Source organism: Ignavibacteriota bacterium (genome assembly GCA_016218045.1).
In the GTDB taxonomy this organism is placed as follows: domain Bacteria; phylum Bacteroidota; class Ignavibacteria; order SZUA-365; family SZUA-365; genus JACRFB01.
Genome location: JACRFB010000072.1, coordinates 145,361 through 158,179 on the forward strand (window position 1 = coordinate 145,361; position 12,819 = coordinate 158,179).

Consider the following 12,819-nt stretch of genomic DNA (forward strand, 5'->3'; position numbering starts at 1 on the left):
GCGAAAAGCACATGTCGAAAGTCATCGCAATAGCAAATCAGAAAGGCGGCGTGGGAAAAACCACGACCTCGGTCAATCTCGCGGCGAGTTTTGCAACGGCCGAGCGCCGGACCCTCCTGATCGACATCGATCCGCAGGCCAATGCCTCGAGCGGAGTGGGGCTCGACGTGACCAAGTCGCCCGTCACCATTTACGAAGTGCTGCTCGCGCTCAACGAGAGCCGCGAGGGTGTGCAGGAAACGGAGCTGCCGCACCTGCGTGTCATCCCCTCGACGATCAACCTCGTCGGCGCCGAGTACGAACTGATCGACGTTCCCCAGCGCGAACACCTGCTGCGCAAGGCCCTCGAGCCGCTTCGGGCCGAGTTTGAATACATCATCATCGACTGTCCGCCCTCGCTCGGCCTGCTCACCATCAATTCTCTGACCGCGGCCGATTCCGTGCTTGTGCCCGTACAATGCGAGTATTTCGCCCTCGAGGGACTGGGCAAGCTCCTGAATACGATCAACCTCGTGCGCAAACACTTCAACACCCATCTCGAGATCGAGGGTGTGTTGCTCACCATGTTCGACTCGCGCCTGCGCCTGTCGCGACAGGTGGCCGACGAGGTGCGCAAATACTTCGGCGAGAAGGTGTTCGATACACTCATCGCGCGCAACGTGCGGCTCAGCGAGGCCCCGAGTTTCGGGAAGCCGGTCATTCTCTACGACGCGATGTCCGTCGGCACGCAGAACTATATCGATCTGGCGCAGGAGATCATCCGGCGCAACGGCGCCGCCGGGACGCAGGCCCCGGCAGCGGAGTAACGGGATGTCGAAACAGAAATTCGGACTGGGCCGCGGACTCGGCGCGCTTCTGCCGTCGGACTCGAACGAGCCCGAGGCGAAGGTTCCCGTCGTCCCAACGCCCGAAACGCGCGACGACGGCGTTTCGACCGGCGTGCTCGCCCATGTCGAAATAGCGCGCATCTCGCCCAATCCCTATCAGCCGCGCATCGATTTCGACCCCGAGGCGTTGGAGGAACTCGCGCAGTCCATCCGTGAAAACGGACTGATACAACCTGTCACTGTGCGCCGCCTCGGCGACGGTTATCAGCTCATCTCGGGCGAGCGGCGCCTGCGCGCCTGCCAGGTGGCGGGCATTACACACGTCCCCGCATACATCCGCCAGGTCGACACGGTCGAGGAGATGATCGAGCTTGCGCTGATCGAGAACATACAGCGCGAGACGTTGAATCCGATCGAAATCGCGCAGACCTACCGCCGCCTGATGGACGACTATCAGTATACGCAGGACGAGATTTCGAAAAAGGTGGGAAAGAACCGCGCCTCGGTGTCGAACTTCGTGCGTCTTCTGCGCCTGCCGAAGGATATTCAAGAGAGCATACAGAAGGGCGAATTCAGTTTCGGACACGCGCGCGCGCTGGTGAATGTGTCGGACGCGGCAGCGCAGCTCCGCATCTGGAAGAAGTCGCTGCGCGAAGGCCTGTCCGTTCGCCGTGTCGAGGAACTCGTGCGCGAGGCCGCGCAGCCCCCCGCGCCGGCGGTCCCGAAAAAAAAGAGAACACGTTCCGAAACTCCGCCCGCCTTCGACGACGTCGCCGCGCGCCTGCGCGGGGCTTACGGCACCAAAGTCAGCATCACCGCCGATACCAACGGAAGCGGAGTGATTTCCTTCGAGTTCTATAACCTCGACGACTTCGAGCGTATCCTCGAACTCCTCACACCACCCGCCTAGGGAAGTAGGAAAGTAGCAAAGTGAGAAGGTGGGAAGGTGGGAAGGTGGGAAGGTAGCAAAGTAAAAAAGTAACAACCGGTCGTGACCCAGTTGTTACTTTTTCACCTTGCTACTTTGCTACTTTCAACTTTTAACAGCGCAGGGCTTTCGCCGTCGGCCGTTCACCGTTGACCGTTTGCTCTACCGCGCAACGAGCACGGTGCGCCGCGCCAGAGCGCCGTTCATCACGACGGTAAGAAGGTACGGTCCCGACGGAAGGTCCTCCGTTTCGAACAATACGCTGCGTGTGCCTGCTGTATGAACGTCCTCGCGAATATGACGCACCGTGCGGCCGAGCATGTCCGTGAGGGTGTTACGCACCTCCCCGCGGCCGGGTACTGCGATTCGCACGCTCAGGTCGTTGCGAGCGGGCTGCGGGTATGCCGCCTCGATTGATAGTGCCGCTGGAACCGCCGTGGGTATGGACTCCGTTTCCGTCGTCGACCGCACGCTGATGTACACCCGATGTTTCCCCCCTGCAATGATGCGCCCGTCAGGCATCAGGGCCAGGCAGAACGCGAGTGCATTATCCATCCCGCGCCAGAGCTGCTCGGCCGTCAGTCCTCCGTCCTTGGACACCCATACATCTCGCGCGTAGACTGTCAGATAAATGTGCCCGAGTTTGTTAACAAGGATGTCGTCGATGTCCCTGTTGAAATCCAACGGCAGCCAATCCCACGTGATGCCGTCGTCCCTCGAACGGGCGAGACGGCCCGCCGTCCGCCAGTCATGACCGATGGCATACAGCAGTCCAGTCGAATCGCTCGCGAACGTGGCGAGAAATGCCGAATCTAAAAGGTAGCGGTTCGCGGTCCACGTCTCCCCTCCGTCTGTCGACCGCATCAGGCTGTCGATCGTGGCGGCGGAACGTGCGATGATCGTACCCGTCGAGGGACACACGTGAAGCTCGAAGGGGTGTGCCTTATTCAGCTTTATCGACCATGTTGCTCCATTATCGGTGGATGCGCAGATCGCGCCAGAGTAGGAAAGATTCCAGCTCCTGTCAACCCAGGCGTACACCAGCGGCCCGGCGCCTTTTACCGTAAGGGCCCCACTCCTACCTGGAATACCGTGAGGGTGCATCTCCCAGGTCCTCCCCCCATCGAGTGACCGGTACACGCCACCGTCAGCAGAAATGTAACCGCGGTTGTGATCGTCGAACATGACGTGGGCAACTGAGTTTGCGATCTTCCACTGTTCCCAAAGCGGGACATGCGACCAGGACTGGCCTTCGTCCATGCTCTTCCAGAGCCCGTCGCCTTGTATCGCCGCAAAGATGTGTCCCTCGCGATTTGCGGCCACAGACATCACGGGTCCTCCCGTCGGGATGACACTGGTCACCCAGAATGGTTCCTGTGCGAGGCACGCCGAGGATACGAAGCCCAGCACAAGCGCCACCGTTGCCCTGCGCAGGGAAGATGATACAGTTGCTCTCATTAGAAGAAAAGAATATCGATTATTCATAGAATAGACAAGCCCGAAAACATGCCATTGCATTCCTCACGAATGTCAACAGTAATTTTGTCATCATGGGCGGCAGTGTGGGATTGTGTTCATTGCTTGCTCATGCGCGCGGCATGGCAGAGTTGCGGGGTGGGCGGAACGTTGATTCGCTCGAGGTGCTTGTCGTCGCAGAAGTGCAGGGGGCCGCGAACGATCACACGCGCAGCGCACCGATACGAGCTGCTGTGAGGGAGGTGCTGGCGCATCACGCGGCGCGACGCGGAAATCATGCAGCGGCGACAGACTTGTACGCCGATCTTGCCGCTGCCCCTGCGAGCGACAGCGTCGATGCCGCGAGAATGCTCTACAACATGGTTGTCGTGAGAAAATTCGGTGCGCGCAACGAGCAGGGTGCACAATCTGCGTATCTCGCGCTGCGTTCTGCCTACCCGGCGAGCCGCGAGGTGCCGATGGCGAAAGTGCTGTTGCGTATTCCACTTTCCGACTCCGAGGTCAATACCCTAAGAAAAGCGGGAGGATCGGGAGCCGAATCTTCTGATGAACGTCCGTCGTCCACGCGAACGCGTGCGGACATATGGAGTGTGTGTTATCCGAATCCTTGCAACCCATCGGGCACGATCCGGTATTCCGTTCCTGAGAACGGACAAGTGACCATCACGGCGTATCCCATCCTCGGAAACAGAAAAACCGTGTTGTACCACGGCCCGGTTGTATCCGGAGTGCACTCTGTGCTTGTCGATGCGGCCGGATTACCTTCGGGTGTGTTCCGGTACATGGTCGAGTTCGAGACAGAAAACGAGACTCGGGTTCAGCTCCACATTGGATCGTTTCACGTTGTGAAGTGATATCCACATGTAGAGCGAGTCTCTCTGATCAATCCACGAGCATCTCCCGTGGACCATCTGGGTAAGTAGCAACGTGGGAAGGTAGCAAAGTAAAAAAGTAACAACCGGTCGTGACCCAGTTGTTACTTTTTCACCTTGCTACCTTGCTACTTTCAACTTTTAACAGCGCAGGGCTTTCGCCGTCGGCCGTTCACCGTTGACCGTTTGCTCTACCGCGCAACAATGACAGGAACCGTGCGCACGACCGAGCCCACGCGGAGTGATGCGTGATAGAGTCCGGGCGCGAGTGCGGCGGTCTCGATGACGCGGTAATGAGTGCCCGCTTCGCGCGAGGCGTCGAGGACGACGAGGACCTCGCGGCCGAGAGCGTCGTGCAGAGTCAGCCGCACATCGGCCGGCTCGGGCACTGCGAACGAGAGCACCGCCGCACCGTTCGCGGGATTCGGATACGCGGCATGTAGGGTGATGTCGCGAGGAAGCGTCTCCGGATCACCCACCGCCGTCGCGTTGTCGAGCAGCGTCTCGCCCGTGGCCTGCAGTATCTCGCCGGGTTTGCCGTCCTTCACCAGATGCACAAAGGCGATCAGTTCACTCTCGGCGGCGATGGAATCGCGCGATGCGAACTCGAAGTATTTCTCGACCACGGACTGCGTCGCGATCGACGGTGTGTCGTACAGTTTTGCGCCCATCGAATCGGGCAGCATGTCGCGCACGGCATGTTCATGGAAGTAGGGATACAGGATCTTGGCCTTCGTCGATCCCGACGTGTCCTGATAGTAATACGACTGGCCCACATTGTGTCCGCTTTCCGTCTGCACCACGCTGAGCCGCAGATCACCCGTCATGCCCTGATGGAAAAACACACGCACCTTGAAGCGCATCCACTTGGTAGCGGGATTGTATGACTTGTCGAAGAATTGAATGCCCACGGGGCTGCGATGATCGTTCATGAGGGTCTGTGCCACGCCGCGCCAGGTGTTGCGGCCCAGTGTCACCCGTCCAGTGGACGGATCAAGTGTGCGATTCACCGCCGCGGAGGGATAGGACGTGACGCCGAGCATCGCCAGCACACCGTTGCCGTCGCGTGTGACCAGCGGATCGTGCGTCCCCTGATGATAGGTCATGCCGAACACACGTCCGGAAAATTCGGAGATAAGCTGCTTCAGCGTGTCGGCGCCGTACGGACACCAGCCGCACCAGGTTCCGGAGAATTCCTCGATGAGCACGTTCTGCGCCTCGTCCACATCCTCGATCTGCACATGTATCGTCACCGAGATCGTCACCGATTTGCGCTGTTCGTCGTTCGAGGTGAGTGCGATCGAGCCCGAGTAATCACCTGGAGCCAGCGCGCTCGCGTCAATTCCGATGCTTGCATCCGTGCTGCTCATTGGTGGCACGGTACCGCCGCCGCTCGATATCGTCAGCCAGGCGCTTGCTCCCGTTTCGACGGTGGCGGTCCAGGTCAGGTCCGCGTACCCGTTATTCCGTACGGGAAAAGGAATGCTGACGGGATTGGATTTTTTTACCCAGAGGTCATAGGTGGTTTTGCCCAGGGCGAGCACGGGGTTGCCCTTGGCGCCCGTATCGAAGATCTGCAGCGTATCGTGCGCCAGGTATATGCGCGTCTGTCCGCCGGGCAGATAGGCCTTTTTTCCGTCGCTTCCCGCCTGCAGCAGATACTGTGTGCCCTTGGTCATCAGTTCCAGCGCCGTCCATGTATCCGTGGCGGGATCGTAGGAATAACTGCGTTGTGTTGCAGGCGCGTTATTGTCGGCCGAGGGGCGTCCGCCAAAGAACCAGGCCTTACCTCCGATGCCGACGCCGCCCGCGAGGATGATCGGACCGAGCGCATGGTCGCGCACCTTGCGCCAGGCAAGGGTGCCGCCGCTGAGTTCGCCGATGTATGTGTCGGCCACATAATACATGTTCGGAAGCGTGTTGTTGTAGCCGCCCATGACAACGATCTTATTGTCGACAGTCGCTGCCGAACAATAGCGCAGTTCGCGGGGGAAACTGGTGGCAGTGGACCACGTATCGGCGGCGGGATCGTACACCTGCACGATCTTCTGGAACAGATTTCCATTCGCGGGACTGCCGGCAATCACATAGATTTTGTTGTCGATCACACCGGAACAGGCAAAGCCCTGCGCCTGCGGCATGTCCATTTTTTCGGTGTACGTGTCGGTGGCCGGATCGTATTCGTACACATCGGGGAGCGTTTTATACGATGTGCCGAAATTTTCGATTGCCCCGAACAGGTAGATCTTGCCGTTCACGGATTCGGCCAGACCGCACAACCATTTTGCGACGGGAAAATCGCGGATCGGCGTCCAGGTATTTGTCGCGGGTGAGTAGCGGAAGCTTCGCGCGTTGTAATAATTGCCCGCTGTCACTCCGCCAAAAACAAAAATTTCGCCGTTGAGCGACGCGACGGCATGATACTGTTTTGCGATGGGAAGTTTGGTGCCCATGCTCCACGCCGCGGTGGCAACCGCATCATCGGCGCGATATGCCTTTTCGTAGGCAGGCACCGCGCCGCTGGGAAGATCTGGCGGCGTCTCGCAACGAAGCTGCGCCATGCCGCTCGATGCGGCAAGCAACAACATACACAGGGCAACACTTGCGGTGACGATGGTTCTCATACCGGCACTCCTCTATTGTTGGATGCTTCCAGTGGACGCGGGAGAATATCGAAGCACGAATATATCGGGGAAAATGGAAAGAGAGAAGTGTGATTCTTCTCACTCACACTAAGAGGATCAAGTTGCCATGCCCCCGCACACTCCAGTGAGGAAACAGGATGCAGTAGACAGGAGACAGAGCCTGTCAGCTCGAAACTCCTGTATCCTCCCTCCTTACTCCTCACTCACATCAGATTGCTCTACCAAGATCGTGTGAGGAGACAGGATACAGGAAACAGGAGACAGAGCCTCTCAGCTCGAAACTCCTGTATCCTCCCTCCTGACTCCTTACTCACATCAATTAGATCGATCTACCCTCTACCTATCTACCAACTACCCATCTACCCCACCAAAAAAAAGCCCCGCCGGTTGGCGGGGCCGATACACAAAAAAGATGAACCAATTATTTCAGCAGCGACATCGTGCGGGTCTGCACAAACGAACCCGAACGCATCGTCACGTAGTACGTACCCGAGGCGAGGCCGGCCGCGTTGAACACGGTGGAGTGTGTGCCCGCGTCGTAGGATCCGTCGGCGACCACACCCAGCTCACGTCCGAACGCATCACTCACCGCGATGCGCACATGCGCGGCGGCCGGAATGCCGAAGCTGATCGTTGTGGTCGGATTAAATGGATTCGGATAATTCTGCGCCAGTGTGAAGGTCTCAGCGCTCGGCGCCGTGCCGGCGGAGGTGACCATCGACGCGACCTGGATTTCTTGCGCCTGGAGGACTTCACCAAAATTCACACCGTCGGAGACGTGAGCAAAGATGATCAGACGGGTCAAGGAAAGCACTGTGTCGATCGCCGGGAAGCTGAAGGACTTCACTACGGAGGTCTGCGATACGATGTTCGCTGAGGAGATCACTTCACCAAAATCGTTCGGATGCATGGCGCGGAGTACATGATCGTGGAAGTACGGATAGAGACGGGTCGTACCCCCTGCAGGCGGATAGAACACCTGCTGATAGTTCATCTGATCCTGTACCTGCGCGATATTCAGTCGGACCGGACGTGTGAAATCCCTGTGGAAAAATACTTCCACATCCATATTGATCATCTTGGTGGCGGGATTCAGAGTGGCTGTTTTCACTCGTATGCCAACAGGACTGCGACGGGTTGCGAGAACTTCTTCCGCCCGGCGCGCCCAGTCACCACGGCTGAAACAAATGTTGGGATTGCCTTCGAAAAGAATGCGGTTCACCGCGCCATTGGGCCATCCGGCGAGTCCGGTCTTCGTCGCCCACGTGTCTGTCGTAGGAGTGAACATCGGTTCGGTGGCGCTGCCGCCATGGTATGATATTCCAACAACTTTGCCGTTGTTCCGTTCGATTACGGCCTTAAGAGAGTCGGCGCCATAGGGACAGAATCCGCACCAGGTTCCGGTACCCTCTTCGATAAGCGCGATGGGTGCTTCGTCCACATCCTGATCCTGCACGTGAATCGTGACGGTGATCGCCACGCTCGCCTGGTTGGGATCATTGGTGGTCATGGTGACGGTACCGGTATGCGTGCCGTTGGCAAGACTTCCGGCATTGATCTGGAGACGGAGGACGTCCTTGGTCATCGGCGCAATGGCACCGGCCGCGCCGGGTAGCGAGAGCCAGCTCTGCGATCCCGCGTCGACGGTGGCGTTCCAGGTCAGGTTCGCGCTGCCGTTGTTCCGTGCGCCGAGATTCACGACGACGGGCACGGTCTTCTTGATCCATGTGTCGACCACTTTCGAATCGAGCGCGAGCACGGGGCCGCCGCTTGCGTTTGCATCGAAGATTTCGAGCTTGTCGAGCACGCCGCCCGCGGCATCACCACCACCGGGATAAAAACCTTTGACGCCGTCCGTCGCCGCCTGCGTCACCATCTGCGCACCGGTGGGTTTGAGGTCGAGTGTGGACCACGTGTCGGTTGCCGGATCGTACTTGAACGAACGCTGTGTTGCCGGAGCATTATTGTCGATCGAGGGACGCCCGCCGAAGAAGTAGGCATTCTGCCCGATGCCGACGCCGGCCATGAAAATGGTCGGGCCGATGGGATAGTCCTTCACCTTCGTCCAAGTGAGTGTGCCGGCCGCATACTCGCCCACATACGTGTCGGCCACGTAGGTCATCTGCGGATTTTCGTTGTTGTAGCCGCCGGTCACCACCACGCGGTTGCCGATCTGCGCCGCGGCATGATACTTCAGCGCGCGCGGGTAATCGGTGGCGGTGCTCCAGGTGTCGGTCGCCGGATCGTACACACGCACGGTCTTCTGATACGTTGTGTTCGCGGTGCTCGAGCCGCCGATCAGGTAGATCTTGTTGTCGAACACGGCGGAGGGGCAGTAGGCCTGCGCGCTCGGCATGTTCGCCTTCTTTGTGTAGGTGTCGTTCGCGGGATTGTATTCATACACGTCCGGCACAACCTTGTACGAGGTGCCGAGATTGTCGAGACCCGCCATGATGTAGATCTTGCCATTCACCGCCTGCGCAGTGCCGACAAGAAAACGCGCGATCGGGAAATCCTTGATCGGCGCCCAGGTATCGGTCGCAATCGTGTATTTGTAGCTTTTTGCGTTGTATGCATTACCCGTTGTGACGCCGCCGAAAATGTAAATCACACCGTCGAGCGACGCGACCGTGTGATACACCTTTGCGATCGGAAGTTTTGCGCCGGTGGACCACTGTCCGGTGATGCCGGGTGTGCCACCTTTCAGGAACGGGGAGGCATTGATCTGCATTGCGGGCATGTCGTCGAGCGGCGCGCAGCGGTCCTGCGCAAATGCAACGACGGGGAGCAGCAATGCAGCAACAAAAAGCCGGACAAACGTTGTCTGGACGTTGTTCATGCAGTAACTCCTTTCGTGATAATGGAGGAAAACGGAAAAAGGAAGTGCGTGTATTTTCGGAGGCAGGGGCTTTCACGCGGAGGTACGCATGAAACGTTCCATGGTAGGACCGAAATATACGGAGGCGAAGAATATTTCTCGAATATTTCGGAGAAGATTTATTCGTCGCCGATATAGCGGGCGCAATCTTCCCGGGCGGGCAGGTGCACGAGCCAATCGTGGTCCACGAGCCGGGCTATCTCGCGCTTCGCGCGGGCGAGATCCGCACCGTATTTGTGGCAGAAATGCCAGATGTCCATCGGACCCGACACGATCTCGAACATCAGCGCCTCGCCGAGGGCGAGCTCGTCTCCCGCCGCGGCCTTGGACAGGATCTCGTTCAGCGCTTCGATGCCGTCGGGTTTGACATGCCGTGGAGTGAAAAAATAATTCGGGACATTCTCGAGTTCGCAGATCAGAAAACCACGTCCGCCCCGGCGGAGGTCGGCGAGGAAGGCCAGCGTCACGAGCATATCCTCGTCGTCCTTCCACAAGTCGTCCCATACCGTCGGATCGTTTTCCTTCAGCCAATCGAAAAAGGCGCGTTCGCGCGGCGGCAGCCGCATCAGCGTGTGCGCGCCATATTCCTGTCGCAACGCTGTGATGTCGTCGTCGCTCAAGGCGTCGATTTCCGCGTCAGCGACTTCCAGTATTCCGCCCTCGCGGATGCGATCTTCAATAACTGTGCGTGTGTCCATGAACAAAGATACCACTACAGACGAAACGTTACATGCCAGGACTGACGTGACACGTTACACGTATCCACGTTACACGTTTCACCGTTGCCATGATGTCATGTTGTCATGTTGCCATGTAGCAAAGTGGCGTTACACCTTCCAACGTAGCAATGTAGCAAAGTGGCAAAGTAAAAAATGACCGACGACCCCTCCTGTCTCCTCACACACACGCAGCAGATCCATCTACCAACTACCCACCTACCATCTACCATCTACCCACCTACCCACCTGCCCATCTACCCAAACTCGAGTTCCCCGAAATATTCAGGACGATGAAAGTCGGGTACCGGATGATCGATGGGCGACCAGCAGGCGAACTGGGGATTCGTGATGCCGCCGCAGCGGTAGAAGTTGCCGGTCCATCGCGTGCCTGCTTCGATGGCGAGCGGGAGTCCCGAAAGACGACGGAACACAGAGAGCGGAAGCGGCGCAACGATGCGCCACGACGTGTCGTGGGGCGATTCGTTTTTCAACATGCCGGATACGGAGTGAAATATCTTGATGTCTTTCGCGTCGTCGAAACCGATATAGGCGCGTGTATTCCGATCCGCGCCCCAGGCCATAAGCAACGTGCCGCAGGCGTTGATCTCGATGTTGAAGTAGTGCCGGTCGCGCGCGGGATCGGGCCTCAGAAAAAGCTCGACGCAACTGTCATTCCACACCGCGCCATTCAGGTCGATGATGCGCGACGAGATGTGTGTATCTTCACACACAAACTCGGCAATGATGCGTTCGCCGTCGTGCACGAGGCGGGCGCGTGTCCTGTGACGCGTGCCCGAACGATACCACGGAAAGGCGGCGAGTTCCAGCGACGGGATCGTCTCCCACATCGCCGCATCATACAGAGTATCAAGATGCAGTCGCTGCTCGATGCGTGGAACAACATATCGTGATGCCATGTCTCCTCCGGCTGCTGATCGAAATCACCTCCAAGATCCGAAACGGCGGTACACGATGAAAGACATGTGGAACGAACGATATACAGCCCCCGGCTATGTGTACGGGACGGAACCCAACGAATTCTTCCGCGCACACCTCGCGGCGCGCGCGCCCGGGCGGATTCTGCTGCCGGCCGAAGGCGAGGGCCGCAACGCCGTGTATGCCGCCTCGCAGGGTTGGCAGGTGGATGCCTTCGATTACAGCACGGCCGGACGCGACAAGGCGATGGCGCTCGCGGAAGAGCGCGGCGTCACGATTTTGTACCACGTCGCCGACTTGTCCAACGCCCATTTTCCCGAGGGTGAGTTCGATGCCGTCGGTCTCTTTTTTGTGCATCTCCCCGCCGCGCTCCGTATCGATGTGCACACACGCTGCATCCGCGCCCTGAAACCCGGTGGACTGCTGCTTCTCGAAGCGTTTCATCCCGAACAACTCGACCTGCTTTCGGGCGGACCAAAAAATCCGGACCTCCTGTACTCGGTCGACATGCTCCGCGCCGACTTCGCGGCGCTGCATCTCGACATCGCTGAAACCGTACGTATCGAACTCGACGAAGGTCCGATGCATCGTGGACCGGCAGCGGTGGTGCGGGTGGCCGGGATTAGGGGGAGGAGTTAGGAGCTGGGAGTTAGGAGTTAGGGGTTGGGAGTGGGGACGGGGACAGCGGTGGGCAGCGGGGACGAATCGTTGCGACCTTGCCACTTTTCCACTTTGTTACTTCGCGACGACAATTTGTTGCCATCACCGATGCTTCGTCTGTCCGCCATTGAAACTTTTTTCCGAAGTCCCGTATACTCCGCATTCTCCACCCCAAAACATAGGAGTTTTCATGGCCAACATGCTCAACTGGTTCGAAATCCCCGTCACGGATATGGATCGTGCCGCGGTGTTTTACGGCAAGATATTCGGCATTGAAATCCAACAGTCCGAAATGGGCGGCATACAGATGGGATTCCTCGGCAACTGGCAGGAGGGAATGACCGGCGCCCTGTGCAAAGGCGAATGGTACACACCGAGCACCGACGGCGCCATTCTGTACCTGAACGGCGGCGACGATCTGGGTGTCGTGCTTGCAAAAATTCCCGACGCGGGCGGAACAGTCATCATGCCCAAGACTCATATCAACGACGACATCGGCTACTTCGCGATGTTCATCGACACCGAGGGCAACCGCATGGCGTTGCATTCGCAGCATTGATTTTTCGCGCTGCTGAATCTTGAAGACCCGCATATTGCGGGTCTTTTTTTTCTGGCGAAGGACATGGACAACCGGGAAGACATCAGGATACGACGGACGCGCCGGAGGCGCGTCCGTGGAGGCGCGCTAATCCCACGGGACAGCGGGACGCGCCGGAGGCGCGTCCGTGGAGGGGCGCTAAACCCGCGGGACCGCGGGACGCGCCGGAGGCGCGTCCGTGGAGGCGCGCTAAATCCGCGGGACCGCGGGACGCGCCGGAGGCGCGTCCGTGGAGGCGCGCTAATCCCACGGGACAGCGGGACGCGCCGGAGGCGCGTCC

10 protein-coding genes are annotated in these 12,819 nt (G+C 58.8%); 5 read left to right on the forward strand and 5 right to left on the reverse strand.

Features of this window, described 5'->3' with window-relative positions; translation table 11 throughout:
• Positions 1-11: 11 nt before the first annotated feature.
• Both HY962_17720 and HY962_17725 read left to right on the forward strand, forming a co-directional pair.
• Complete coding sequence (locus HY962_17720; protein MBI5648771.1) at positions 12-806, forward strand: ParA family protein; 795 nt, start codon at positions 12-14, stop codon at positions 804-806.
• 4 nt (positions 807-810) lie between these two features.
• Positions 811-1,737, forward strand: coding sequence for a ParB/RepB/Spo0J family partition protein (locus tag HY962_17725; protein MBI5648772.1), 927 nt, complete (start codon positions 811-813; stop codon positions 1,735-1,737).
• 180 nt (positions 1,738-1,917) lie between these two features.
• Here the strand turns inward: HY962_17725 and HY962_17730 are convergent, their stop codons facing one another.
• On the reverse strand, positions 1,918-3,213 hold the full coding sequence (locus HY962_17730; protein MBI5648773.1) for a hypothetical protein: 1,296 nt from the start codon (positions 3,211-3,213) through the stop codon (positions 1,918-1,920).
• A gap of 140 nt (positions 3,214-3,353) precedes the next feature.
• On the opposite strand from HY962_17730, the gene HY962_17735 reads away from it, so the two are divergent.
• On the forward strand, positions 3,354-4,085 hold the full coding sequence (locus HY962_17735) for a hypothetical protein (protein MBI5648774.1): 732 nt from the start codon (positions 3,354-3,356) through the stop codon (positions 4,083-4,085).
• A 209-nt stretch (positions 4,086-4,294) separates the two neighbouring features.
• On the opposite strand, the gene HY962_17740 is transcribed toward HY962_17735, so the two are convergent.
• From HY962_17740 to HY962_17755, 4 genes are all read right to left on the reverse strand, one after another.
• Positions 4,295-6,727, reverse strand: a complete 2,433-nt coding sequence (locus HY962_17740; protein ID MBI5648775.1) for an Omp28-related outer membrane protein — start codon at positions 6,725-6,727, stop codon at positions 4,295-4,297.
• A 442-nt stretch (positions 6,728-7,169) separates the two neighbouring features.
• Positions 7,170-9,587 carry an Omp28-related outer membrane protein gene (locus HY962_17745; GenBank protein MBI5648776.1) on the reverse strand — a complete coding sequence of 806 codons (2,418 nt, stop codon included), beginning with the start codon at positions 9,585-9,587 and terminating at the stop codon, positions 7,170-7,172.
• 158 nt (positions 9,588-9,745) lie between these two features.
• Positions 9,746-10,324 carry a hypothetical protein gene (locus HY962_17750; protein MBI5648777.1) on the reverse strand — a complete coding sequence of 193 codons (579 nt, stop codon included), beginning with the start codon at positions 10,322-10,324 and terminating at the stop codon, positions 9,746-9,748.
• Between the two features lie 275 nt (positions 10,325-10,599).
• Positions 10,600-11,262, reverse strand: coding sequence for a carbohydrate-binding family 9-like protein (locus tag HY962_17755; protein MBI5648778.1), 663 nt, complete (start codon positions 11,260-11,262; stop codon positions 10,600-10,602).
• A 55-nt stretch (positions 11,263-11,317) separates the two neighbouring features.
• Between HY962_17755 and HY962_17760 the strand changes: the two genes are divergently transcribed.
• Together HY962_17760 and HY962_17765 are read left to right on the forward strand one after the other, a co-directional pair.
• Positions 11,318-11,920, forward strand: coding sequence for a class I SAM-dependent methyltransferase (locus HY962_17760; GenBank protein MBI5648779.1), 603 nt, complete (start codon positions 11,318-11,320; stop codon positions 11,918-11,920).
• Positions 11,921-12,131: 211 nt separating this feature from the next.
• On the forward strand, positions 12,132-12,500 hold the full coding sequence (locus HY962_17765; protein MBI5648780.1) for a VOC family protein: 369 nt from the start codon (positions 12,132-12,134) through the stop codon (positions 12,498-12,500).
• Positions 12,501-12,819: the final 319 nt, after the last annotated feature.

What these genes read in the sequence shown, in the direction of transcription:
- HY962_17725 (MBI5648772.1), top strand. Translation starts at nt 811, where the DNA reads ATGTCGAAACAGAAATTCGGACTGGGCCGCGGACTCGGCGCGCTTCTG.
- HY962_17750 (MBI5648777.1), bottom strand. Translation starts at nt 10,324, where the DNA reads ATGGACACACGCACAGTTATTGAAGATCGCATCCGCGAGGGCGGAATA.
- HY962_17740 (MBI5648775.1), bottom strand. Translation starts at nt 6,727, where the DNA reads ATGAGAACCATCGTCACCGCAAGTGTTGCCCTGTGTATGTTGTTGCTT.
- HY962_17730 (MBI5648773.1), bottom strand. Translation starts at nt 3,213, where the DNA reads ATGAGAGCAACTGTATCATCTTCCCTGCGCAGGGCAACGGTGGCGCTT.
- HY962_17735 (MBI5648774.1), top strand. Translation starts at nt 3,354, where the DNA reads ATGGCAGAGTTGCGGGGTGGGCGGAACGTTGATTCGCTCGAGGTGCTT.
- HY962_17720 (MBI5648771.1), top strand. Translation starts at nt 12, where the DNA reads ATGTCGAAAGTCATCGCAATAGCAAATCAGAAAGGCGGCGTGGGAAAA.
- HY962_17765 (MBI5648780.1), top strand. Translation starts at nt 12,132, where the DNA reads ATGGCCAACATGCTCAACTGGTTCGAAATCCCCGTCACGGATATGGAT.
- HY962_17755 (MBI5648778.1), bottom strand. Translation starts at nt 11,262, where the DNA reads ATGGCATCACGATATGTTGTTCCACGCATCGAGCAGCGACTGCATCTT.
- HY962_17760 (MBI5648779.1), top strand. Translation starts at nt 11,318, where the DNA reads ATGAAAGACATGTGGAACGAACGATATACAGCCCCCGGCTATGTGTAC.
- HY962_17745 (MBI5648776.1), bottom strand. Translation starts at nt 9,587, where the DNA reads ATGAACAACGTCCAGACAACGTTTGTCCGGCTTTTTGTTGCTGCATTG.